Source organism: Erythrobacter sp. (genome assembly GCF_036351135.1).
In the GTDB taxonomy this organism is placed as follows: domain Bacteria; phylum Pseudomonadota; class Alphaproteobacteria; order Sphingomonadales; family Sphingomonadaceae; genus Erythrobacter.
Map to the genome: position 1 here is coordinate 12,949 of NZ_JAZBON010000011.1, position 24,029 is coordinate 36,977.

Genomic DNA, 24,029 nt, shown 5'->3' on the forward strand with positions numbered 1-24,029 from the left:
GCGCGTGGGGACTCCCGTGAAGAACGAAGGGTTGGCCCGCGAAGATAGCCGAGCCCCGGCAGCGATCAAGGGAGCGCGCATCCCGGACGCAGGCGCTTGATTGCGCGTCGGTGCAGGTCCACATCCGACCGCAGCACAAAAGCCGGGCGAATCGCCTCGCTTCGCGCAACGCCTCCTCCCCAAGCGAAGGGAATGCCCGCCGACGTGAACGCCCCGCACAAACCTGAACGGCCCGCGCCGGAAACCGCCGCCTTCCGCCCGCTGGATCGCAGTGAGCTGCGCCGCGCCTACCGCGCCGAGGAAGAGGCCTGCATCGCGCGGCGGCTCGAACAGGCGGCGCCGGCGCGCAAACTGGCCGGCGAGGCGGCGGATTTCGCGATCCGCCTGATCGAAGGCGCGCGGGCGCATAAGGCATCCGGGATCGACGCTTTCCTTCAGCAATACGGGCTCGACACCGAGGAAGGCATCGCGCTCATGTGCCTGGCCGAAGCGCTGCTGCGGGTGCCTGACGATGCGACCGCCGATGCGCTGATCCGCGACAAGCTGGGCGAGATCGACTGGGGCGAGCATCTGGGCGAAAGCTCCTCCACCTTCGTCAATGCGGCGACCTTCTCGCTGATGCTGACGGGCGAAGTGCTCGAACAGCCCGACGCGCATCAAAAGGGCATGGGCCGCACGCTCAAATCGGCGATGAACAGGCTGGGCGAACCCGTCATCCGCAAGGCGACGCTCCAGGCGATGCGCATCCTGGGCGGTCAGTTCGTCTATGGCCGCAACATCGAGGAAGCGCTGAAACGCGCAAAGCCCGAGCGCGCGAAAGGCCTCACCCACAGCTTCGACATGCTGGGCGAGGCGGCGATGACCTTTGCCGATGCGGAGCGCTATCGCCGTTCCTATGCCGAGGCGATCGAGCGCCTGTCGCGCGAGGCCACCGGAACGGTCGCGACCGCGCCGGGCATCTCGGTCAAGCTCTCCGCGCTGCATCCCAAATATGGCTATCTTCACGCCGAGGAAGCGATGCGCGACATCGTGCCGATCGTGAAGGCGCTCGCCTCCCAGGCGCGCGATGCGAACATGCATTTCACCATCGACGCCGAAGAGGCCGAGCGGCTCGAGGTCAGCCTGGACATTCTCGAGGCGCTGGTCGCCGACGACGAACTGTTCGCGCGCGCCGACGGCACCTGCTGGGAGGGTTTCGGCCTCGCCATCCAGGCCTATCAGAAGCGCGGTCTGCCGCTATGCGACTGGACCGCGAAGCTCGCGCGGCGGCACGGGCGGCGGCTTTTCGTGCGGCTCGTCAAAGGCGCCTATTGGGACAGCGAGATCAAGGTGAGCCAGGTCGGCGGGTTCGAAGATTACCCGGTCTTCACCCGCAAGATCGCGACCGACGTCTCCTATCTCGCCTGCGCCGCGCGCCTGTTCGAGCATGACGATTGCATCACCCCCGCCTTCGCCACCCACAATGCCTACACCGTCGCGGTGGTGAAGAAATTGTCGGACGGAAAGCCTTTCGAATTCCAGCGCCTGCACGGCATGGGCGAAGAAGTGTTCGAGACGCTGGCGCGGATCGAGGGCAATGCGAAGACGCCGGTGCGGATCTACGCGCCAGTCGGCGGTCACAAGGAGCTGCTCGCCTATCTCGTGCGGCGCCTCCTCGAAAACGGCGCGAATACCAGCTTCGTCAACCGGATGGGCGATGCCGAGATTGCCGCCGAGGAGCTGGTCGGCGATCCGGTCTCCGAACTCGCCGCAATGGAGCCGCGGCGCAATCCGGCGATCCCGCTGCCGCGCGACATATTAGACGAGCGGGTCAACAGCGCGGGAATCGACCTGTCCGATCCGCTGGTGCGCGAACCGCTGATGAAACGGCTGGCCGAACTTGCGCAGGAGCAGTGGAGCGCCGAGCCGACCTTCCTCGCGCGCGAGGCGGGCGAAATCGCGCCGATCACCATGCCGCACGATCTGACGCGCGAGGTCGGCACGCGGCGCGACAGCACGGCCGAGGAGGTCGACACCGCCTTTGCCCGCGCGGCCGAGATCCAGCCGGGCTGGGATGCGCTGGGCGGCGAGCGGCGCGCGCTGCTGCTGGAGGCCGCCGCCGACCTGTTCGAGGAGCATTCGGACGAGTTCCTCTCGCTATGCCAGCGCGAGGCGGGCAAGACGCTGCTCGACGCCATCGCCGAACTGCGCGAAGCGGTCGATTTCCTGCGCTATTATGCAAGCGAGGCGCGGCGGCAATTCGCCGGGCCGATCCACTTGCCCGGCCCGACCGGCGAGGAAAACACCTTGCGGATGCATGGGCGCGGTGTGTTCGCCACGATTTCCCCCTGGAACTTCCCGCTCGCGATCTTCATCGGCATGGCCTCGGCCGCGCTCGCCGCGGGCAATTCGGTGATCGCCAAGCCCGCCGAACAGACGCCGCTGATCGCCGCGCTCGCCGTCAAGCTGTGCCACCGCGCGGGCATCCCGCCCGAGGTGCTGCAATTGCTGCCCGGTGCGGGCGATGTCGGACAGATGATCGTCGCCGATCCGCGCGTGGCCGGGGTCGCCTTCACCGGCTCGACCGAAACCGCGCGCAGCATCAACCGCGCGCTGGCCGGGCGCGACGGGCCGATCGCGACGCTGATTGCGGAAACCGGCGGACAGAACGCGATGATCGTCGATTCGTCCGCGCTTCCCGAACAGGTGGTGCGCGACGTGCTCGCGAGCGCATTCCAGAGCGCGGGGCAACGCTGTTCGGCGCTGCGCATGCTCTATCTTCAGGACGATGTCGCCGACGAGATGCTGGAGATGATCCGCGGCGGCTTCGAGGCGCTGCATGTCGGCGACCCTGCGCTGCTTTCCACCGATGTCGGCCCAGTAATCGATCCGGATGCCCAGGCCGCGCTCGAACGCCATGTCGCGCGGCGCCGGCAGAACCATCGCACCGTCTGGCGGCTGGACCTCGATGCGCAGCTTGCACGCGGCTGCTTCGTCGCGCCGACCATCATCGAACTGGATTCGATCCTCGACCTTAAGCGCGAGAATTTCGGGCCGGTCCTCCACGTCGCGCGGTTTGCGGGCGAGGAGCTCGCGCAGGTGATCGAAGACATCAACGCGACTGGCTACGGCCTGACGCTGGGCCTGCACAGCCGCATCGCCGCCACGCATCGCTTCGTCCAGGCGCGCGCGAAGGTCGGCAATCTCTACATCAATCGCAACCAGATCGGCGCGGTCGTCGAGAGTCAGCCGTTTGGCGGGGAGGGCCTGTCGGGCACCGGCCCCAAGGCGGGCGGACCGCATTATCTCGCGCGTTTCGCCACCGAACGGGTGACCGCGATCGACACCACCGCCGCTGGCGGCAATGCGAGCCTTCTGGCAAGCCTTTGAAGCGGCGGGTCTAATCCGCCTTGCATCGCCGGGGCGGGCTTGCCTCGCAGGGGCGGGGCGCGATAGGAGAGCGCCATATGATGCAACCCCTCCTGCGATACGCAAGCCACTTCCTCGCCATTCTCGCCCTGCTGTGGAGCGGGGCGGCGCTCGCCGATGTGCGCGTCCACTTCCACAGTTTCGACGGCTCGGTCCTGTTCGGCAGCCGCTATCCGCACGCTTTCGTGGTGCTCGAGGGGACGCTGGACGACGGCACGGTGGTGAACGAGAATTACGGCTTTTCCGCGCGGCGGGTGACGCCCGCGATCCTCTCCGGCCCGGTCGAGCATATCGTGATGACCGAAAGCGCCAAGAGCGTGGCGAGCACCAACCGCCATTTCACGCTGACGGTGGACGACCGCGACTATGCCAAGGTGATCGCGCTGGTGCGCAGCTGGCAGAATGCGCCGGGTCGGTTCTACGATCTAGATACGCGCAACTGCATTCACTTCGTCGGCGAGATCGCCAAGGTGCTCGGCGTGCGGGTGACCTATCCCGACAATATGCTACGCCGCCCCAAGAAGTGGCTGAACCACGTGGCGAGCCTGAACCCCGCGCTTGGCGCGGCGCGGGTGGATTGATGGATTGGGGGCTGGTGCCCCCTATTCCTTCCAGCCCCTATTCCTTCCAACCCCACGTCATCAGGCAGGGCGGAATGTTGCGCCAGACATAGCCGGTATCGAGCCGGTCGAACTTTTCGCGGGTCAGATCGCGCGCGGCGGGTTTGAACTGATAGGTCATGAACGAGCCTCCCGGACGCAGCACGCGGTAGGTCGCCCCGACAATTGCCTCGCCCACAGCCTCGGGCAGCGAGGACACCGGCAGGCCCGACAGGACATGATCGGCATGGGCATACCCGGCGCGGTGCACGATATCCTCGACATCGCTCGCCGATCCGAGCACCGCGCTGAACCGGCGATCCTCGATCTCGCGCCGAAGGTAGTCGACGAAACGCGGATTGGTGTCGATCGCGATCAACCGCGCGCCCGGCTTCATCCGCTCCAGGATATGCGGGCAGAACGTGCCTACACCCGGCCCGTATTCGACGAACAGGTCGCATTGCTCCCAGTCGACCTTCGAAAGCATGACGTCGATCGTGGCGCGTGAGGACGGGATCACCGAACCGACCATTTTCGGATGTTCGAGGAAGCCACGAAAGAAAATGCCGAGCGGTCCCATCATGCGATCGGCCCTGCGACTGACAGCGCGTCTGGCCCGATAACTCAAACTCCTACTTCGCGCCCGCTCGCGCCCGCGCCGCAGCGCCTGCGCGCTCAAATTCCCAGTCAACTTCGAAACTCCCATCGCGCGCCCCTGATTTGGAAGCGCTCGTGCCTATACTAACGATCCGGGCGCTTATGTCGAATGCCGCCCCGACATACAAACATCATAGTTTGTGAAGAAAAACCTTAATCACAGTCCCAGCCCATCGCAAAGCGCGCCTATCCAGGATGGGATAAGCCCGGCACCCACGCTTGCGCGCCTGCGCCCCATGCGCAAGGCAGGGACATGGCCATTCTTTCCGACAAATGGATTCGCGAAGCCGCCACCACGCGCGCGATGATCGAGCCTTTCGTCGAAGCGCAGTGGCGCGAGGGGTGCATTTCCTACGGTCTTTCCTCCTTCGGCTACGACGCGCGGGTTGCGCCCGAATTCAAGATCTTCACCAATGTCGACAGCGCCGTCGTCGATCCCAAGGACTTCGCCTCGAACTCCTTCGTCGACCGCGAGACCGATATCTGCATCATCCCGCCCAATTCCTTCGCGCTCGCCCGCACGGTCGAATATTTTCGCATTCCGGACGACGTGCTGGTCATTTGCCTCGGCAAAAGCACCTATGCCCGCTGCGGGATCATCGTGAACGTGACGCCGCTGGAGCCGGGCTGGGAGGGGCACGTGACGCTCGAATTTTCGAACACCACCCCGCTGCCCGCGAAGATCTACGCCAATGAAGGGGCGTGCCAGTTCCTGTTCCTGCAGGGGAACGAGCGGCCCGAGACGACCTATGCCGACCGCGCGGGCAAATATATGGGCCAGCAGGGCGTGACGCTGCCGCGGCTCTAGGCGCTGGATGGTTCGAACGCCGCGGATTTTGAGGGCAGTGTTCGCACAACAAGATGCTGGCACGCAGCGTCCGATGCGTCTAGCGGAGCTTCGCCACAATCGAAGCGCCTCCGCACCGAATGATCCGCAACCCGATACGACTGATCCCCGCGCTCTTCTTCGCGGTCATCGCGTTTGGCACACTGCTCCTGTGGCTGCCGATCTCCGCCGCGGACGGCACGCCTGCGCCCTTCATGACCGCCCTGTTCACCGCGACCTCTGCCGTTGCGGTTACCGGGCTGATCGTCGTCGACACGCCGACCTATTGGTCGACCTTCGGGCAGAGCGTCGTCCTGCTGCTGTTCCAGATCGGCGGCTTCGGCATCATGACTGCAGCGACCCTGCTCGGTGTCGTGGCCGGGCGGACCTTTCGCCTGCGCGATCGCCTCGCGACGCAGGTCGAACGCAGCCGGCTCGATTTCGACGATGCGCGCTCGGTGCTGCGGCTCGTCTTCGTCATCACCCTGGCGGTGGAGGCGCTGGTCTTCGCCATCCTCGCCGCGCGGCTGCGCTTCACCTATGGCTACGAATGGGGCGAGGCGGCGTGGCACGGATTGTTCCAGGCGGTTAGCGCCTTCAACAATGCGGGCTTTTCGACCTATTCGGACAGCATGATGGGCTTCCAGAGCGATCCGGCGATGCTCTGGCCGATCATGATCGCCGTCATCATCACCGCGCTGGGCTTCCCGGTGATGCAGGAATTGCGCTACCGGCCCTTCGATTTCAAGCACTGGACCCTGCACTCCAAGATCACCGTCAGCGGCACGGTCATCCTGCTCGCATCCGGCTTCCTGTTCGTGCTGCTCGCGGAATGGGACAATGCCGATACGCTGGGGCCGATGGCGATCGGGGACAAGGCGTTGAATGCGATGTTCCATTCGGTCATGCCGCGCACTGCGGGGTTCAATTCGCTCGATGTCGGCGCCTTTCGCGATGAGACGCTGCTCGCCAACTACGCGCTGATGTTCATCGGCGGGGGAAGCGCGGGCACGGCGGGCGGCATCAAGATCACGACCTTCGTGCTGCTGCTGGTGATCGTCGCCTCCGAAGTGCGCGGACAGCGCGACGCCGTTCTGTTCGATCGCCGCGTCAGCCGCGATGTCGAGCGTCAGGCGCTGTCGGTCGCCGTCCTCGCCGCCACGCTGATCGCGATCGGATCGGCGATCATCCTCGCCACCACCGAACTCGCGCCGCGCGACGTGTTCTTCGAGACGATCAGCGCCTTTTCCACCGTCGGCCTGTCGACCGGGGCGACGGGCAGCCTCGGCACGGTAGGGGAACTGGTCATCATCGTGCTCATGTTCGTGGGCCGAGTGGGAACCATCACGGTCGCCACCGCGCTTGCCCTTGGCGCATCGCGCAAGCCCTATCGTTACCCCGAGGAGAACCCGATTGTCGGATAATCGCTACCCCGTGCTCGTGATCGGTCTGGGCCGGTTCGGAACGGCTGTCGCCAATTCGCTCACACGCATGGGGCATGAAGTGCTTGGGATCGACAATGCCGAGCCGTGCGTCCAGGCGCTCGCCGACAAGCTGACCCAGGTGGTCGAGGCGGACACCACCGATATCGACACGCTGCGCCGCCTGGGCGCCGCCGATTTCCGCAACGCAGTGGTTGGGATCGGCAGCGATATCGAGGCGAGCGTGCTCACCGTCCTCGCGCTAAGCGACCTCGGCGTGCCGAACATCTGGGCCAAGGCGACCAGTGCCAATCACGGGCGCATCCTGGAACGCACCGGCGCCACCAACGTCGTCTATCCCGAAGCGCGCATGGGCGAGCGGGTCGCCCATATCCTGTCGGGTCAGATGATCGACTTCATCCAGTTCGACGACGAATTCGCCATCGCCAAACTGCGCGTGCCCGATGCGATCGTCGGCCAGACGCTGGAAGAGGCCGGAGTGCGCACGAAATACGGCATCACCGTGGTGGGCATCAAGCGGCCGCAGCAGGACTTCGTCTATGCGGTGCCGGAGACACAGGCGCTCGAAGGCGACCTGCTGATCGTGTCGGGAACCACCAACCAGCTGCAACGCTTCGCGGCCAAAGCGTAAGGTCGAGGCGCGGCGTTACACGGCGACGCGCCCGCTTACGCCTATGCCGATCCCGAACCGCTCAGCTCTTCGAAGCGGAGGTGGCGAAACGCACCGGTGCTGGGTTTCGCAAAGTAGAACCCCTGGCAAAGGTCGATGCCGAGCTCGCGCACGAACTTGGCTTCCTCCCTTGTCTCGATCCCCTCGGCAAGACAGGTCACCCCGAGCGCTGCGGTCATTTCGACGATGGAATGGACGATTGTCTGCCGCGCGATGCAGCGATCGATCCCCCTGATGACGGCCATGTCCAGTTTGATGAGGTCGGGCTGAAAGTCCGAAAGCAGGGAAAGTCCGGCAAATCCGGCACCGAAATCGTCGAGCGCGATGGTGAAGCCGAAATTCTGATAGGCCGCGATGATCTTGCGCAGATGATCGACGTCGCGCATCTGTTCGTCTTCGGTGAATTCGAACATCAGCTGCGACAGATCGATCTCGGCCCGGCTGGCGGCCTCGAGGGTCGTCCGGATACAGGCCGCCGGTTCGTAGACCGCGTTCGGCTTGAAATTGATCGAGAGCTTCGTTCGCCCATCGCGCGGCAAGCTGGCGCCCGCCAGTTCGATGGCTTTCACGCGGCACGCCTGGTCGAAGGTGTAGACGCTCTCGTCATCGACCTGGTCCAGCACATGGCTGGCGGGTTGGTAGTCGAGCCCTCTGACCAGCGCTTCGTAACCCCAGATGCGACCCTGCTTCAGATCGACGATCGGCTGGAATGCCATCGTGAAGTCGAAGCCGAGGGACCGGCCCCGGTGGCACGCACTGCAGCCTCTCGCCCGCGCGGGGAACGCAATTGGAGATGATGGATGAGCGATGGCGTTCATGAAAGACCTTGGACGCGGGATTGCCCGGTGTTCGCGGTGCGAGGTTTCAATTCGATTAACGCTTGCCTACGCATATCTCGCCGGTTGGCTGTGGTCGGACGATCGGCCAGGCCAATGCCGCCGCCCGGCTTTCCTACATGCGGCAAGTCTGGCTTGGTGGCGTGTATGATCCCCGCCCCTCCCCCACACCTCGCCGGCGCATCTCGCACAGTGACACTTGGCCGCGCCGACAGTGCCACTTCACGCCCGCGGAGGGTGACGGTTTGGACCGAAAATGTGACACTTTTCGAAGGCCCGGGTGACGCTTTCACGCCGACAGTGACACTTTCGGCCCCCTATAGTGACACAATCGCGTTTTCGCTCCTGGACCGTGTTCCACCTGTTCCATGCTGTAGGAATGGCGCGGCGCATTCGCGCCCGCCTTTGACAGGCCCGCAGACAGCGCCCATGTCGGCGCCCGAAGGAGAGAACACCGATGGCTGACAGCAACGACACCCGCGAATTCGACATCATCGTCTATGGCGCAACCGGCTATACCGGGCGGCTCGTCGCCGAGCACTTCGTGCGCGAATATGGCGGCAAGGCGGACGCGCCCAAATGGGCAATGGGCGGGCGCAACAAGGCGAAGCTCGAGGATGTGCGCACCCTGATCGGCGCAGCCGACGATACGCCGCTTGTAGTCGCCGATGCCGATAGCCGCGAGGCGATGGAAGCGATGGCGAAACGCGCCCGCGTGGTGCTGACCACGGTCGGCCCCTACCAGCTCTATGGCGATGAACTGGTCGCGGCCTGCGCGACGCATGGGACCGACTATGCCGATCTGTGCGGCGAACCTGCCTGGATGGCCGAGAAGATCGAGGAACTGCACGAGGAGGCGAAGGCAAGCGGGGCGCGCATCTGCTTCTCCAGCGGGTTCGATTCGATCCCCTTCGACCTCGGCGTGCTCATGACACAGAAACACGCGACGGAACGCTTCGGCCAGCCGGCGAGCCGCGTGCGCGGGCGGGTGCGGGCGATGCAGGGCACGTTCTCGGGCGGCACCGCGGCGAGCCTGACCGCGACGATGAAGGCGGCGGCAAAGAACCCTGGCGTATTCAAGGTGCTGAGCGATCCCTTCGCGCTGACCGGGGACTTCACAGGGCCGAGCCAGCCTTCGGGCATGGTGCCAACCCATGAGAAAGACCTGGGCAAATGGGCTGCGCCCTTCGTCATGGCGCCGATCAACACCAAGAACGTGCACCGCACCAACTACCTTCTCGGCCATCCCTATGGCGAGGACTTCCGCTATGACGAGATGGTCCTGACCAGCCCCGGCGAGGCCGGCAAGGCGGCGGCCAATGCGGCGGCGCAGATGATGAAGAACCCGTTCGGGGCGAAGCCGCCCAAGCCCGGCGAGGGGCCGACCAAGGAGGAGCGCGAGAACGGCTTCTACGACGTGCTGTTCGTCGCCGAAGGGCCCGATGGCAGCGCGCCGCTGCACTTCGCGGTCAAGGGCAAGTACGATCCGGGCTACGGCTCGACCAGCCGGATGCTGGCCGAAACCGGCATGGCGCTGCTCGAAAGCGATGCGGCGGGCGGGGTCGGTACCCCCGGCTCGTTCCTGGGCGAAGCGCTGGTCGATCGCTTGGAGAAGCGCGCCGAGCTGACCTTCGCCTTGGAGAACTGACGCCAGCGCGCGGGGCCGCCCGCGACTGGGCTTTCCTACAAGTCGCCGGTCTCGCTATGCGGCGGGGCGGTCCGGACGAACCGCCCGCGTATCAGGGTTAGAAGCTAAGGCGCGCGCTCGCACGGATGTTGCGGCCGGGTAGCGGCACGAACTCCTTGGTGAAACTCGAATGGCGGCGCCCGGTCGCGTCGAACAGGTTCTCGCCCGCGAGCTGGAAGACGACGTTGCGGTTCTGCTCGAAGGGACGCCAGCTGAGGTAGAGATTGACGAAGGTGAAGTCGTCGGTGACCGTTTCGAACTCGGAGACCTCTTCCTGGGTACCGAAGAACTGGACCTCGCCGCGAATGCCGAAAGCGCCCGCCTCGGCATCGAGCGCGCCGAGCAGACTGAGGGGCGGGATGCGCGGCACGTTCGATCCGTCGGCGAACTCCGCCTCGACATAAGAGGCGCGCACGTCGCCCTTGATGAGGAGATCGTCAGTCTCGACGATCGGGAAGACAACGTCCGCCTCGAAACCGATGAAGTCAGCATCCTGCTGGAGGAATTCGAAGACCGGCAGATCGTCCTCCTCCTCGCCGGTCGCGCTGAGGAAGATGTAGTCGTCGAAGGACTGGTAGTAGATGGAGGCGCCGAACTCGAGATTTCCGATATCGCCCCTGGCAAAGGCTTCGAGACCGATCGAGCTCTCCTCGCGCAGGTCCGGGTCGCCGATCTCGAAGGTCTGGGTCGCGATATGCGGCCCGTTGGCGAACAGTTCCTCGCCCGCCGGCGCGCGTTCGGAGGTGGAGAGCGATGCCCCGATGCGCACGCCAGCCTCGGTCTCGATCGCGGCCGAGATCGCCGTCGAGAACAGGTCGAAACCGCGCTCTACATCGGTGACGAGGTTCTCGACATCGACTCGCTCGTAGCGGATGGCGCTTTCGAGATCGAACATGCCCAGCTGCGTTTCCTGGACGGTGAAGAGCGCGAATTGCGTGGTGTCGTTGGGCTGGACGAAAGCCTCTTCGCCCACCGCGCGGAATTCGCGCGAGACGAACTGGGCGCCGATCACGCCCCCGCCGCGCTGCGCCAGCTCGGCGCGCGCTTCGTAGGTTTCCGTGTCGAAGACGGTGCCGACTTCGGTGCCCTCGAACTCGGTGTGGGTGTAGTCGGAATAGGCGCCGCGCAGCTTCAGCCGCTCGAAGAACCCGGCACCCAGCGCGATATCGCCGCGCAGATCCGCCCGCCATTGCTCGAGACCGATCGAGACGGTTTCCTCGCCTTCTTCCTCCTCCTCGCCCTCTTCACCTTCCTCGCCCTCTTCGCCTTCCTCGCCGTGATGATGGCCGCCCTCGGGATTGCCGACGAGGCCGTAGAACGTATCGAAGTAACCCAGCGAAGCGCCGAAGCTGCTTTCGCCCAGGATCAATCCGACCCCGCCATTAAGCGTGTAGGTCTCGGTCGAGCTGTTAGGGAGAAAGTCCTGCTGGTTTGCCGCTTCGCGCAGTTCGGCGGCTTCCTCGAGTTCGCCCTCTTCCTCCTCCTCGCGCGCATCGGCGAGCAAATCGGCGCGCAAGGCCGGGCTGAGCTGGAAGTTGGGAATCTCGAGATCATCGGTCTCGCGGTAGGACCCGTCGAAATGGAGCACCAGATTGCTCGCAATCGCAAAGTCGATTGAGGCCCCACCGCTGCGCAGTTCGCTGGCCGTGTCGAACGCGGTAAGAGCGTCGATATGCACGCCGTTCTCGGGGACTTCGAGCGGGATGCGACGGTCGATCACGTTGACGACGCCGCCGATCGACTGGCTGCCGAAGAGCAGCGCCGCCGGGCCGCGCAACACCTCGATACGGGTGACGGTAAGCGGATCTACGGTGGTCGCATGGTCCGCCGACGTGTTGCCGACATCGGCGGTGCCGAGCCCATCGATCAGCACGCGCACGCGTTCGCCATCGAGCCCGCGCAGGATCGGCCGCGACGCGCCCGGCGCAAAACTTGTCGCGCTGACACCGGGCACCTTGATAAGCACTTCGCCCAGCTGCCCGGCAAGATTGCGCTGCACCTCCTCCAGTTCGAGCACGTCCTGTCCGGCGATGAAGTCGAGCTCGTTGAGGGATTCGGCAGACACCAGGATGTCGCCGCGATAATGCGGTTCGTCGCGCGGCGGCTGCACGCGGCGATCCGAACGCTGCTCCCGGTCCTGCGTCTGCTCCGTAGCGGAGGCTCCGGTTTCGCTATCGTCGACGCCGTTCTCGGCAAAAGCGGGCGTGCCGTAGGCAGCGAGAGCGATCAGGCTGACCGCGGCAAGTGGGCGAGCGAAAGTAGTCATAGGAAGTCCATCCGGGGCCTTGCTGATGTAATAACGTATCATCGCTTTAGTGCAATCGCGCCGAACCTCAAGCGCCGCAGTCCGGAAAACCCGCTTTGCAACGGTGTGCGGGACCACATCTTCCCGCGCTGCGACAAAAAGGTCACATTCGCGCATGGAGGGCACGTGTGGAATGGGGCAATCGCTTTCCTGGAAAGCGATGCGGGCAACTCCGGCCCACTTCTGTCCAAGCTCAGTCCTGCCGACCTTCGCTACCGGCGTTTACGGGGTAGGCGTCCACCAGTTGATCGTCTCAACATCGTGCGCAGAGGTCCAGACGCCCTCGGGGGTATGGCGTATGGCGCCGCTGCCCTCGGGGCGACCGACGCGCGCCCGGATCGCGCCGTCGGCGGCGTCGATCACGACGAAGGTCTGATCCTTGGTCGTGCGCAGCCAGACCAGGCCCGCGCCCGTGTCGATATCTCCGTAGAGCAGATCGTCGCCGACCTTCGTGCGGCCAAGCACTTCGAGACTGTCGGGATCGATGCGCGCGACCGTGCCATCGCCCTGTTCCTGCACCCACACCGCGCCCTCGCCCGCGGCCAGGAAGCCGGGCTGCTTACCGAGCGTGGCCGTGCCGGTGACTTCGTTGGTTGCGGGGTCGATCCGTTGCAGGAGGTTCTCACCGCTCGATACCGCCCAGAGATTGCCCAAAGCGAATGCCAAGAAGAACGTGCCCGGTGCGACCTCAACCTGGGCGATCGTCTCGTTCGTCTGCGGATCGATCCGCGAGATGAGGCCCTCGGCATCCGTGGGCACCCATACCGAGCCGGCTCCGGCAACCACATTCGTCTCCCCGCGCGGCTCGGCGATCCCGGTGTCGAGGATCGCCTCCACCCGGGCCGCTTCGGTGTCGATCTTGTAAAGATTTAGGTCGGCGCAATTGGCGACCCAGAGGGAGCCATCGAGCAATGCCATTGTGCCGCAGGGGCGCGGCACCTTGACCGTCGCCACCAGTCCATCCTGCGACCATTGCTCCACCATTCCATCCTCGCGCGAAAGGCGGTTCGTGGCCCAGACAGTGTCGCCATCGATCGTCAGAAAATCGACGAAGCCGGGCACTTCGATCGCTTTTTCCTCGAATGCCAGCATTCCCGCATCGCGCGGCGCGGGAGTCGTGCTGCACGCGGCGGGTGCGAGCGATACGAGGGCAAGGGCGGCAAAAGCAGGGCGGACCATCGGCACATCTCCTTCATGCACCGCACTGCAAAGCGCGGTTTCGTTCGGTTGCCGGGCACCCTCTTCGACGGACCGTCTGATACGGCTTCTGTGTCAGTAGAGAAACATATGAATAATACCCGCGCGCGCAACGGTAATAATTTTGCGATGGACACAGCGGCGGAATGGCGCAATGTTGCACATGCGAAAGGAATTGACCGATGTTCGACCTGCGCCGCCGCGCTCTGGCCTTCTTTGCCCTAGCCTTCGCATTCGCGCTCGCCTCCTGCGGCGGTCCGACCGAAGACGCCGCGGCAGAGCGGACCGAGTTCGATATCGGCTGGTCGATCTATGCGGGATGGATGCCCTGGCCCTATGCCGATCAGGCGGGCATCGTCGAGAAATGGGCCGACAAATACGGGATCACGATCAATTTCGTGCAGGTCAACGACTACGTCGAATCGGTCAATCAATATACTGCGGGGCAGCTGGACGGTGTCACTGTAGCCAATATGGACGCGCTCACCATCCCCGCCGCCGGCGGGAAGGACACGACCGCGATCATTCTTGGCGATTATTCAAACGGCAATGATGGCATCCTGCTGAAAGGCGCGAGCGACCTGGCCGCGATAGAAGGGCGGTCGGTCAACCTCGTCGAGCTTTCGGTGTCGCATTATCTGCTGGCGCGCGGTCTGGAAAAGAGCGGTCTGGGAATGACCGATGTCAGCACGATCAACACCTCGGATGCGGACATTGCGGGGGCGTTTTCGTCACCCGACGTCACCGCCGCCGTCGCCTGGAACCCGCAGCTGACGACGATGAAATCCGCCCCGCAGGCCAATCTGGTCTTCAGCTCGGCGGACATTCCCGGCGAGATCGTCGATCTGCTCGTTGTCGATACCGCGACGCTCGAGGCCAATCCCGCCCTGGGCAAGGCGCTTGCGGGGATCTGGTACGAGACGCTTTCGATCATGATGCAGGACGATGAGCAAGGGGCCGAGGCGCGCGCAGCGATGGCGGCGCTCGCGGGAACGACACCGGACGTGTTCGAAGGTCAGCTCGAGACCACCTATCTCTACGCCGATCCGGCGGCGGCGGTGGAAGCGACGTCGAGCGAGGCGCTGGTCGAAACCATGCGGCGGGTGCGCGATTTCAGCTTCGCGCAGGGACTGTTCGGACCGGGCGCAAGATCCGTGGACGAGGTCGGCATGAGCTTTCCGGGTGGGACGACTTTGGGCGACGAGAGCAACGTCACGCTGCGCTTCGATCCGACATATATGCAGATGGCCGCCGACGGCGCGTTGTGATCGCCGCCCGGCCTGATACTTCCGCTCCGCCGCCGGGCCTTCGATGAGCGGGTTTCCGGGAGCCGGACAGAAGGGCACCCGCTTTCTGCTGGGTCTTCTTCCCATACTGCTGCTGCTCATTCTCTATCTGATTGTGGCAGCGGACCGGAACGCGATCAATCCGAACGACAAGATCCTGCCGCTGCCGAGCGCGATGGGCGAGGCGATGTGGGGCCTCGCTTTCGAGCGTGATCGGCTGTCGGGCCGCTATCTGTTCTGGGCGGATACGGCGGCGAGTCTTTACAGGCTCGGCATCGGGCTGGCGATCGCGACGCTTAGCGCGCTTGTCATAGGTCTGTTGCTCGGAGGGCTGCGATCGATACGCGCGACGTTCGGCCCTCTGGTCACCGGCATTGCCGTCATCCCGCCGATCGCACTGCTGCCTATCCTCTTCATTACATTCGGCCTCGGCGAAACGGCCAAGGTCGCCCTCATCGTGATCGGCATCACGCCGTTCATGGTGCGCGACATCGCCGCCTATGTCGCCGCCTTGCCGCGTGAGCAGATCGTAAAGGCTCAAACCCTTGGTGCGAGCACGTGGCAGCTTCTTCTGCGCGTCGCACTGCCGCAGGCCATGCCGCGCCTCATCCAGGCCCTCAGGCTCTCGCTCGGCCCGGCCTGGGTCTTTCTGATTTCCGCGGAAGCGATCGCCTCGGATATCGGGCTTGGCTACCGCATATTCCTCGTTCGGCGATATCTCGCGATGGATGTCATCCTGCCTTATGTCGCATGGATCGCGATACTCGCGGCGAGCATCGACTTCCTCCTCGCCTGGGCGAGCCGGCGCTTGTTCGCCTGGGCGCATGGAGAGGGACAGTGAGCGCGGCGTTGCAACTTCGCGACGTGTGGGTCGAATATGGCGACAAGGTCGTTCTCGAACGGGTCGATCTCGATATCGAGGAAGGTGCCTTCGTCTCGATCGTCGGCCCGTCGGGTGCGGGCAAGAGCAGCCTGCTCAAGCTCGTCCTCGGCCAGACGTCGCCGAGCCGCGGCGCGATCTCGCTGGGCGGCGTCCCGCTCAAGCCGCAATGCACGCCCGATCGCGGGGTAGTCTTCCAGCGGTATTCGGTGTTCCCGCACCTGACCGTTTTGGGCAACACGTTGTTCGGCCTCGAATGCGAAACGGCGCCGCTCATGGGCCGGCTGTTCGGCAGGCGACGCCGCGCAGCTTTGCAAGAGGCGCGCGAAATGCTCGAGGCGGTCGGGCTCGAAAACGCCCTCGACCTTTATCCGGGTCAGATGTCGGGCGGAATGCAGCAACGCCTCGCGATCGCACAGGCGCTCATCAAGCGTCCCCGTATCCTGCTTCTGGACGAACCCTTCGGCGCGCTCGATCCCGGGATTAGGGGCGACATGCACACGCTGATCACCCGTCTCTGGCGCGAATACAGGCTGACCATTATCATGGTCACCCACGATATCCGCGAAGCATTCGGTCTGGGAACGCGCGTTCTGGCGCTCGACAAGGTCCGTATCGATCCGCACGCCCCCGATCGCTATGGCGCAACGGTGGTCTACGACCTGCCGCTGGATCGTAAGATTGCCGCCGAGGCCGAACGCGCGAAGGCGCGGCCCGAATGCGAAGACACCGGCCCCGACGATGCCGAGTCTGCCGATGGCGGTATTACGATTGACAAGATACATAATAATTGAGAGGATTTTCCATCATGGCAACGAGCCCCGCCAATCTCGCCCGCCTCAGTATGAGCCTGCCCGCGGAATTGCTGCGCGACCTCGACTGCATGGTCGAGGAACGCGAATTGCCCTCGCGGTCCCAGCTGATCGCGCAGCTTATCCGCCAGGCATTGGCCGAGCACGAGGCGATGGTTCGCCCGGAAGAGATGCTCGCCGGGACGGTCACGCTGGTATATCGCGGCGATCGTGGCAGCGTGCGGCACCAGCTCGCCATTACTCAGCAGCATTATTTGAAGGAGGTCATCTCCTCGCAGCACGTCTTTCTGGAAGACGACCAGTCGCTGGAGGTGCTGCTGGTGCAAGGTCCGGCCGAGCGGCTCGAAGGATTGTGCGACGCGCTGCGCCGCATCCGCGGGGTCGATCAGCTGCAATTGGTGACGACCACCGCCCTGCTCCCGCCCCTGCACGAGCAGGACGACGACAGCGCCCTGCCCGATCGCGGCGGTATAGCCGCGTGACAGGAAAGCTCGACGATCCCAAGGCGGCGCGCGACCATGCCCGTTCGATGGCGGGCACGCTCGCCGAGGCGATGCCGATCCTGCCGCCGGTTGCCGAAGACCTGCCCGAGGGCGTCGATGCCTCGGACCTGGTCTGGGAAGAGTCGATCGCGCCGGGCGGCTACGCAGCGCGGCGGCTGTCGCGCGGGTCGCGGCTGCGCCTGATCGACACGCAGGGCGATGCCTGCGCCGCGCTGATGATATTCAATGCCGAGATGCCGACCGAACGGCTGAACGTCGCGGATACGGTCAAGGTTCAATGGAACGCCTATCTCGAAGCGGGCATGCTGTTACTGTCGGACATGGGCCGCGTGCTGATGAGCATTCTGGAAGACGATGCCGCGACCCACGATGCCTTTTGCGGGACGTCGAACGCGCGCACCAACGCCGAGAAATATGGCGAGGGCCGCAACAGCGGCGCATATCCGAACGGCCGCGATCGCCTGCTGCTCGGCGCGGCGAAGTTCGGCCTGGGCCGCCGCGACGTTCACCCCTGCGTGAACCTCTTCAAGGGCACGCGGATCGAGCACGATGGGGCGATCACGCCGCTCATCGGTCCCTACGAGCCGGGTCGAAAGGTAATCCTGCGCGCGGAAATGGATGTCTTCGTGGTGATCGCGAACGTCCCGCACGTCCTCGATCCGCGTGCCGACTATACCGTCACCCCGCTGCGCGCGACCGCATGGCGCGGGGCGCCCGCAGTGATGGACGATCCCGTCCGAACCGCCACGCCGGAAGGCATGCGCGCTTTTCTCAATTCCGAAGATTATTGCCGCCGATGAACGACATGGCTGCCATCGAAGGCCTGACAGGCGCGATCGTCCATGACGAGATCGTGCCGGCGCGCGCCCCCTGGCTCCACCATGTAAAGGCCGGTCAAACCCTGCGAATCGTCGATCTCGAAGGCAATCAGGCGGTCGACTTCCTGCTCTATTCGACGGCCGACGATGCCGAGCGCTACAGCGCGCAGGACACGGTCGCCGCCCAGGGCAACATCTTCCTGCGCGAAGGCAGCATCATCCGCTCGAACGAGGGCAATGCGATGATGACGGTTCTGGGCAGCTCGGTCGATTACCATGACACGATCGGCGGGGCGTGTTCGTGCGAATCCAATACGCTTCGCTACGGCCATCATACGAAGGCGCAGCATGCCTGTGTCGACAATTTTATCGAGGCGAACCTGACCGAAGGGCGCGGCAAGCGCGACATGGTCTCGAACATCAATTTCTTCATGAATGTGCCGGTGATGCAGGACGGGACGCTGGGGATTGTCGACGGCATTTCCGCGCCCGGCCTGTGGGTCGATCTGCGCGCCGAAATGGACGTCACCGTGGTCGTCTCCAACTGCCCGCAGATCAACAATCCGTGCAACGGTTTCAATCCCACGCCCGTCCGGATGATCATCACCCAATGAGCGCGAACACCGTGCTCGTCGCCAACCGGGGGGCGATCGCGACGCGGATCATGCGCACGGTGCGGGCGATGGGCCTGCGTTCCGTCGCGGTCTATTCCGAAGCGGACGCGGGGTCGCTGCATGTCAGCCACGCGGACGAGGCGGTCTGCATCGGCCCCGCCCCGGCCGCCGAGAGCTATCTCGACATCGAGCGTATTCTGGAGGCCGCGCGCAAGACCGGCGCCGACCTGATCCATCCCGGTTACGGCTTCCTGGCGGAGAACGCGGATTTTGCGGAAGCCTGCAAGGCTGCCGGGATCGCTTTCGTCGGCCCCACGCCGGACAACATTCGCACCTTCGGCCTGAAGCACAGCGCCCGCGCTTTGGCCGAGGCGAGCGGGGTTCCGCTCGCGCCGGGCAGCGGTTTGCTCGGCGATATCGACGAGGCCGTGCGCGCTGCCGAGACGATCGGCTTTCCCGTCATGCTCAAGGCGAGTGCGGGCGGCGGCGGCATCGGTATGCGCGTCTGCCGGGATATCACGGAGCTGCGCGATGGGTTCGCCAGCGTCGCGCGGCTGGGTGCGGATAATTTCGGCGATGCGGGCTTATTCCTCGAGCGGTTCGTCGCGCAGGCGCGCCATATCGAGGTCCAGATCTTCGGCGACGGCGAAGGTCGCATCCTGCCGCTGGGAGAACGCGACTGTTCGCTTCAACGCCGCAACCAGAAGGTGGTCGAAGAGGCGCCTGCCCCCAATCTGCCGGCAGACAAGCGGGCCGAACTGATCGCAGCGGCGGTAAGGCTGGGCGAGGCGGCGAAATATCGCTCAGCCGGAACCGTTGAATTCCTGTACGATGCGACCCGCGAAGAGTTCTTCTTCCTCGAAATGAACACCCGGCTGCAGGTCGAACACGGCGTCACCGAGGAGGTGATGGGGATCGACCTCGTCGAATGGATGATCCGCGGCGCGCAGGGCGACTTCGCCTTTCTCGACCGCGCGCCGCCCGAACCCAGCGGTCATGCAGTTCAGATGCGGCTCTACGCCGAGGACCCTGCCCTCGATTATCGCCCGACCACCGGGACGATCACCGGGCTGCATATTCCCGAGAACATCCGGGCAGATACCTGGGTCGCGCCCGGCAGCACGATCGGCGCCTGGTACGATCCGATGATTGCGAAGTTCATCACCCATGAGAATAGCCGCCAAAAAGCGATCGCGGCCATGCGCACCGCGCTCGACGAAGCGCGCCTGGGCGGGCTCGAGACCAATCTGCGCTGGCTTCGCAGCGTGGTTGGCGATCCACGCTTCGCCGATGGCGACGTCGATACGAAGCTGCTCGAAGGCGTGCACTTCACGCCTCAAGCCGTGCGCGTCGTTTCGGGCGGGGCGTCGACCACGGTGCAGGAATGGCCGGGGCGGCTCGGGCTCTGGTCGGTGGGTGTGCCGCCATCGGGTCCGATGGACGATCGCTCGTTTCGCCAGGGCAACCTCGCGCTCGGCAATCCCGAGGGAACCGCCGGCCTCGAAGTCACCTTCACCGGCCCTTCGCTGAGCTTCGCTGCGCCCGCGCGCATTTGTCTAACTGGCGCCGATTTCGATGCGACGCTGGACGGCGCGCCGGTGCCGCGCGGCGAACCCTTCGACGTCGCTGCCGGCCAGACCGTCGCGCTCGGCCGGGTGCGCAGGGGCGGCGTGCGCGGCTATATCCTGTTTGCCGGCGGGCTCGACATACCCGAATATCTCGGCAGCCGCGCAACGTTCGAGCTCGGACAGTTCGGCGGCCATCAGGCCCGGCGGCTGGTGGCGGGCGACGTTCTGCACATGGCCGGCGCTCCAGTCGGCGAAGAGGCGGACGCGTCCCAACCGGAATTCGCGGATGATTGGCGCATCAGGGTGATGTACGGCCCCCACGGCGCGCCCGATTTCTTCACCGACGACGACATCGCCGCCATCCTGTCCGAAACCTGGAAGGTTCATTACAATTCCAATCGCACCGGCGTGCGCCTGATCGGACCCAAGCCCGAATGGGCGCGCAAGGACGGTGGCGAGGCAGGGCTTCACCCCTCGAACATCCACGACAACGCGTACGCCGTCGGCGCAGTCGATTTCACCGGGGACATGCCGATCATCCTGGGGCCCGACGGCCCTTCGCTCGGCGGCTTCGTCTGTCCCTTCGTGGTCGTCGCGGCGGACCGCTGGATGATCGGCCAGCTCGCACCGGGCGACAGCGTCGAGTTCGTACCCGTCGAGATCGGGCAGGCCGAAGCCGCTCCCGCAATCAAAGCCCCACGCAAGGAGACAGCCGGTCTTTCGCCGATATTGGCCGAGTTCGCCGCCGAAGGGGAGCGCCCGCGCATCGTCTATCGCCAGCAGGGCGATCGCAACATTCTCGTCGAATACGGGCCCATCACGCTCGACATCGAGCTGCGCATCCGCGCTCACGCCCTGATGCAGGCTCTGGAAGCGCAAGCCCTTCCCGGCGTCATCGATATCACGCCGGGCATCCGCTCGCTCCAACTGCATTTCGACGGGCAGCGTTTGACTCAGGCCGACGCCCTCGCCGCGCTGATCGAGGCGGAGGAGGAGCTCGGCGAACTCGGCGACTTCACCATGCCGTCGCGCATCGTCCATTTGCCGCTCAGCTGGCGCGATCCGGCGATAACGGAGACAATCGAGAAATATGCCGCCACAGTGCGCGACGATGCGCCGTGGTGCCCGGACAACATCGACTTCATCCGGCGCATCAACGGACTGGCGGATGCAGACGCGGTCAGGCGCACGGTGTTCGATGCGAGTTATCTCGTCCTCGGGCTCGGCGACGTCTATCTCGGCGCGCCCGTCGCCACGCCGGTCGATCCGCGCCATCGCCTGGTGACGACCAAGTACAATCCCGCACGTACCTGGACGCCGCCCAACGTGGTGGGGATCGGCGGCGCCTATATGTGCATCTACGGCATGGAAGGGCCCGGCGGCTATCAGCTGTTCGGACGCACGATCCAGGTCTGGAATACCTATCGTCAGACCGATGCTTTCACCGAAGGAAAGCCCTGGCTGCTGCGGTTCTTCGACGAAATTCGCTTCTTCCCCGTATCGGCTGAAGAGCTCGCCGAATGGCGGCGGGACTTTCCCGCCGGAAGACGATCGATCGAGATCGAGGAAAGCGAATTCAGTCTTTCCCGCCATCGCGCTTTCATCGCCGAAAATGTTGCGTCGATCGCCCGCTTCGAAGACCGCCGGCAGGCCGCATTCGATGCCGAGCGCGACGCTTGGGAGCGCAGCGGCGAATTTGCCCGCGTCAGCGAACTGACTGACACCGCAGGCTCAGCTGCCGCAGACCGACGCGCCCTCGACGTACCTGGGGATGCAGATCTCGTCGAGGCGCCCTTCGGCGGAAGCCTCTGGAAACTGCTGGTGGCCGAAGGAGATAAGGTCGAGGCGGGTCAGAGGATCGCGGTGATCGAGGCGATGAAGATGGAAAGCCCGCTGGAAAGTCCTGTCAGCGGTACTGTCGAGGCTTTGTACGTCGAAGAGCGGCAGGCGATCGATCCCGGGACGCCGATCCTCGCCGTCAGGAAAAGCGGGTGAACCCGCTCGGCGAGCGACTGCGCGCCTGCGTCATTGCCGAGGCGGTCAACACACGCCAAACCAGTGCCGAAGCAATCGCCGAAGACGCTATCGAGCGGATTGCAGTCTACGACGCGGTCCAGCCACAGATATGGATCAGTCGTCCCTCGTCCGGCGATATTCTCGATAAGGCGCGCGCCGTGGACGCGCGGGTCGCGGCTGGAGAAACGCTGCCGCTGGCAGGGGTGCCGTTTGTGGCAAAGGACAATATCGACGTTGCCGGAATGAAGACGACGGCCGCCTGTCCGGCATTCGCCTATTTGCCAGCGTCCGATGCCACGGTCGTGGCGAGGCTCCTCGACGCAGGTGCAATCTGCCTCGGCAAGACCAACCTCGATCAGTTCGCGACCGGGCTCGTCGGGACGCGCAGCCCCTATGGCATTCCGCGCAACGCCTATCATCTCGATTATATCAGCGGGGGTTCGAGTTCGGGCAGCGCGGTCGCTGTCGCGGCGGGGCTGGTGGCCTTCGCGCTCGGCACCGACACGGCGGGGTCGGGACGGGTGCCGGCCGCGTTCAACCATCTGATCGGCTTCAAGCCTAGCAAGGGCCGTTTCAGCACCACGGGGCTGGTCCCCGCCTGCCGCACGCTCGATTGCATCACGGTTTTTGCTGGCGCGCCGAGCGATGCCTTGCTGCTCGACGAGGTTCTTGCAGGCTTCGATCCCGCCGATCCCTTCTCGCGCCCGCACGAAGACCGCCCGCTGGACGCGCGCCGCATCGGCGTTGCCCGGCCCGATCAACGCGCATGGTTCGGCGACGCGGAGGCGGAACGCCTCTATACCAAGGCGCTCGAAAACCTCGCTGACCAAGCAGAGATCGTCGAATTCGATATCGAACCGCTGAACGAGGCGGCGCGCCTGCTTTACGACGGCCCCTGGGTGGCCGAGCGCACCGCCGCCATCCGCGATCTGCTGGCGCGCGACGCGCATGCGCTCGATCCCATTGTCCGCGCCGTGATCGAACCGGGCGCCGCGATCGGTGCCGTCGACGCCTTCGAGGGCATCTACCGTCTGGCCGAGATCAAGCGCTGGTCCGATCACCTATGGCAGGATATCGACGCGCTCCTTTTCCCGACAACCGGAACCATCTACCGGGTGCGCGAGGTCGACGCGGAGCCGATTGCGCTCAACAGCAATCTGGGGCGCTACACCAATTTCGTGAACCTGCTCGATATGGCGGCGATCGCCGTGCCCGCCGGCGCGCGCGCCAATGCGACCGGCTTCGGCATCACTCTGATCGGCCCCGCGCATAGCGATCGCGGCCTTATCGACCTTGCTGCAACCTACCTGTCGGCTGCGCATCTTCCAGCGCTGCCGCCGCTCGATCTGGAGGGACGAATGGACCGTGTGAAACTCGCCGTTGTCGGCGCTCATCTCAAGGACATGCCGCTGCATTGGCAGCTGACCTCGCGCGATGCGTCATTCGTCGAGGCGACCACGACGGCGCCGACCTATCGCCTGTTCGCGATGGCCGACAGCGTGCCGCCCAAACCCGCCCTCGTCCACGCCGCCGATGGCGCGTCGATCGAAGTCGAGATTTACGAGCTCGATGTGGCCGCCTTCGGCAGTTTCACGGCGGAGGTCCCCGCGCCGCTGGCCATTGGCACAGTCACCCTTGCCGACGGATCGAGCGTCAAGGGATTCGTCGCTGAGCCCCGCGCTACCGAGGGCGCGCAAGACATCACGGAACTCGGCGGATGGCGGGCCTTTATCAAACCTGCGGACTAACGAACGATAATTACGCGCGCGCTCGTGTTTCTTATCAAGATTACGCCGGACTGGCATAAAATTGTAATATTACTCTTGACGCAACTCGTCATATCGATACGCTGCAATCAATAAGAGAAACGGGAGATTGGATGCCTCGCCGGGACACGCGTTCCGG

The 24,029-nt window shown here is 64.8% G+C and carries 18 protein-coding genes; 14 read left to right on the forward strand and 4 right to left on the reverse strand.

Annotated elements, in window-relative coordinates:
- Positions 1-192: 192 nt before the first annotated feature.
- Both putA and V2I30_RS02975 read left to right on the forward strand, forming a co-directional pair.
- Entirely contained in the window at positions 193-3,369 is a 3,177-nt protein-coding gene (gene putA / locus V2I30_RS02970; protein WP_330660580.1) for a bifunctional proline dehydrogenase/L-glutamate gamma-semialdehyde dehydrogenase PutA, read from the forward strand.
- Between the two features lie 77 nt (positions 3,370-3,446).
- Positions 3,447-3,989, forward strand: a complete 543-nt coding sequence (locus V2I30_RS02975; RefSeq protein WP_330660581.1) for a hypothetical protein — start codon at positions 3,447-3,449, stop codon at positions 3,987-3,989.
- 37 nt (positions 3,990-4,026) lie between these two features.
- On the opposite strand, the gene V2I30_RS02980 is transcribed toward V2I30_RS02975, so the two are convergent.
- Positions 4,027-4,590, reverse strand: coding sequence for a class I SAM-dependent methyltransferase (locus tag V2I30_RS02980; RefSeq protein WP_330660582.1), 564 nt, complete (start codon positions 4,588-4,590; stop codon positions 4,027-4,029).
- 327 nt (positions 4,591-4,917) lie between these two features.
- On the opposite strand from V2I30_RS02980, the gene dcd reads away from it, so the two are divergent.
- The 3 genes from dcd (at position 4,918) to V2I30_RS02995 (ending at position 7,563) form a co-directional block, all read left to right on the forward strand.
- Positions 4,918-5,472 (forward strand): dCTP deaminase, encoded by a 555-nt coding sequence (gene dcd, locus V2I30_RS02985; protein ID WP_330660583.1) that lies wholly within the window; start codon positions 4,918-4,920, stop codon positions 5,470-5,472.
- Between the two features lie 119 nt (positions 5,473-5,591).
- Positions 5,592-6,914, forward strand: coding sequence for a TrkH family potassium uptake protein (locus V2I30_RS02990; protein ID WP_330660584.1), 1,323 nt, complete (start codon positions 5,592-5,594; stop codon positions 6,912-6,914).
- Complete coding sequence (locus V2I30_RS02995; RefSeq protein WP_330660585.1) at positions 6,904-7,563, forward strand: potassium channel family protein; 660 nt, start codon at positions 6,904-6,906, stop codon at positions 7,561-7,563. Before V2I30_RS02990 ends, V2I30_RS02995 begins: the two co-directional genes overlap by 11 nt.
- A 41-nt stretch (positions 7,564-7,604) precedes the next feature.
- Here V2I30_RS02995 and V2I30_RS03000 read toward each other — a convergent pair whose 3' ends face one another.
- Complete coding sequence (locus tag V2I30_RS03000) at positions 7,605-8,318, reverse strand: EAL domain-containing protein (protein ID WP_330660586.1); 714 nt, start codon at positions 8,316-8,318, stop codon at positions 7,605-7,607.
- A gap of 577 nt (positions 8,319-8,895) precedes the next feature.
- Here V2I30_RS03000 and V2I30_RS03005 point away from each other — a divergent pair.
- On the forward strand, positions 8,896-10,086 hold the full coding sequence (locus tag V2I30_RS03005; protein WP_330660587.1) for a saccharopine dehydrogenase family protein: 1,191 nt from the start codon (positions 8,896-8,898) through the stop codon (positions 10,084-10,086).
- Between the two features lie 97 nt (positions 10,087-10,183).
- Here V2I30_RS03005 and V2I30_RS03010 read toward each other — a convergent pair whose 3' ends face one another.
- Together V2I30_RS03010 and V2I30_RS03015 are read right to left on the reverse strand one after the other, a co-directional pair.
- Complete coding sequence (locus V2I30_RS03010; protein WP_330660588.1) at positions 10,184-12,391, reverse strand: TonB-dependent receptor; 2,208 nt, start codon at positions 12,389-12,391, stop codon at positions 10,184-10,186.
- A gap of 261 nt (positions 12,392-12,652) precedes the next feature.
- Positions 12,653-13,609, reverse strand: coding sequence for a Vgb family protein (locus V2I30_RS03015; RefSeq protein ID WP_330660589.1), 957 nt, complete (start codon positions 13,607-13,609; stop codon positions 12,653-12,655).
- Between the two features lie 200 nt (positions 13,610-13,809).
- On the opposite strand from V2I30_RS03015, the gene V2I30_RS03020 reads away from it, so the two are divergent.
- The 8 genes from V2I30_RS03020 to atzF are packed head-to-tail and all read left to right on the forward strand — an operon-like array spanning position 13,810 to position 23,872.
- On the forward strand, positions 13,810-14,895 hold the full coding sequence (locus V2I30_RS03020) for a putative urea ABC transporter substrate-binding protein (protein ID WP_330660590.1): 1,086 nt from the start codon (positions 13,810-13,812) through the stop codon (positions 14,893-14,895).
- A 43-nt stretch (positions 14,896-14,938) separates the two neighbouring features.
- A complete protein-coding gene (locus tag V2I30_RS03025) occupies positions 14,939-15,754 on the forward strand; it encodes an ABC transporter permease (protein ID WP_330660591.1) in 816 nt (271 codons plus the stop codon).
- The gene (locus tag V2I30_RS03030) at positions 15,751-16,587 is read left to right on the forward strand and encodes an ABC transporter ATP-binding protein (RefSeq protein ID WP_330660592.1); all 837 of its coding nucleotides are present in this window, start codon (positions 15,751-15,753) and stop codon (positions 16,585-16,587) included. The genes V2I30_RS03025 and V2I30_RS03030 overlap by 4 nt, the downstream gene beginning before the upstream one ends.
- A gap of 14 nt (positions 16,588-16,601) precedes the next feature.
- Positions 16,602-17,087, forward strand: coding sequence for a CopG family ribbon-helix-helix protein (locus V2I30_RS03035; protein WP_330660593.1), 486 nt, complete (start codon positions 16,602-16,604; stop codon positions 17,085-17,087).
- A gap of 47 nt (positions 17,088-17,134) precedes the next feature.
- Positions 17,135-17,908, forward strand: coding sequence for an urea amidolyase associated protein UAAP1 (locus V2I30_RS03040; RefSeq protein WP_442896897.1), 774 nt, complete (start codon positions 17,135-17,137; stop codon positions 17,906-17,908).
- A 5-nt stretch (positions 17,909-17,913) separates the two neighbouring features.
- Positions 17,914-18,540: an urea amidolyase associated protein UAAP2 gene (locus V2I30_RS03045; RefSeq protein ID WP_442896892.1), complete on the forward strand. Its 627-nt coding sequence runs from the start codon at positions 17,914-17,916 to the stop codon at positions 18,538-18,540.
- Positions 18,537-22,103 carry an urea carboxylase gene (gene uca, locus V2I30_RS03050; protein WP_330660596.1) on the forward strand — a complete coding sequence of 1,189 codons (3,567 nt, stop codon included), beginning with the start codon at positions 18,537-18,539 and terminating at the stop codon, positions 22,101-22,103. Before V2I30_RS03045 ends, uca begins: the two co-directional genes overlap by 4 nt.
- Positions 22,100-23,872, forward strand: coding sequence for an allophanate hydrolase (atzF, locus tag V2I30_RS03055; RefSeq protein ID WP_330660597.1), 1,773 nt, complete (start codon positions 22,100-22,102; stop codon positions 23,870-23,872). The genes uca and atzF overlap by 4 nt, the downstream gene beginning before the upstream one ends.
- Positions 23,873-24,029: the final 157 nt, after the last annotated feature.

Coding starts and splice junctions, on each gene's coding strand:
- putA (WP_330660580.1), top strand. CDS start 193: ATGCCCGCCGACGTGAACGCCCCGCACAAACCTGAACGGCCCGCGCCG.
- V2I30_RS02975 (WP_330660581.1), top strand. CDS start 3,447: ATGATGCAACCCCTCCTGCGATACGCAAGCCACTTCCTCGCCATTCTC.
- V2I30_RS02980 (WP_330660582.1), bottom strand. CDS start 4,590: ATGATGGGACCGCTCGGCATTTTCTTTCGTGGCTTCCTCGAACATCCG.
- dcd (WP_330660583.1), top strand. CDS start 4,918: ATGGCCATTCTTTCCGACAAATGGATTCGCGAAGCCGCCACCACGCGC.
- V2I30_RS02990 (WP_330660584.1), top strand. CDS start 5,592: ATGATCCGCAACCCGATACGACTGATCCCCGCGCTCTTCTTCGCGGTC.
- V2I30_RS03000 (WP_330660586.1), bottom strand. CDS start 8,318: ATGGCATTCCAGCCGATCGTCGATCTGAAGCAGGGTCGCATCTGGGGT.
- V2I30_RS03005 (WP_330660587.1), top strand. CDS start 8,896: ATGGCTGACAGCAACGACACCCGCGAATTCGACATCATCGTCTATGGC.
- V2I30_RS03010 (WP_330660588.1), bottom strand. CDS start 12,391: ATGACTACTTTCGCTCGCCCACTTGCCGCGGTCAGCCTGATCGCTCTC.
- V2I30_RS03015 (WP_330660589.1), bottom strand. CDS start 13,609: ATGGTCCGCCCTGCTTTTGCCGCCCTTGCCCTCGTATCGCTCGCACCC.
- V2I30_RS03020 (WP_330660590.1), top strand. CDS start 13,810: ATGTTCGACCTGCGCCGCCGCGCTCTGGCCTTCTTTGCCCTAGCCTTC.
- V2I30_RS03025 (WP_330660591.1), top strand. CDS start 14,939: ATGAGCGGGTTTCCGGGAGCCGGACAGAAGGGCACCCGCTTTCTGCTG.
- V2I30_RS03035 (WP_330660593.1), top strand. CDS start 16,602: ATGGCAACGAGCCCCGCCAATCTCGCCCGCCTCAGTATGAGCCTGCCC.
- V2I30_RS03040 (WP_442896897.1), top strand. CDS start 17,135: ATGGCGGGCACGCTCGCCGAGGCGATGCCGATCCTGCCGCCGGTTGCC.
- V2I30_RS03045 (WP_442896892.1), top strand. CDS start 17,914: ATGGCTGCCATCGAAGGCCTGACAGGCGCGATCGTCCATGACGAGATC.
- uca (WP_330660596.1), top strand. CDS start 18,537: ATGAGCGCGAACACCGTGCTCGTCGCCAACCGGGGGGCGATCGCGACG.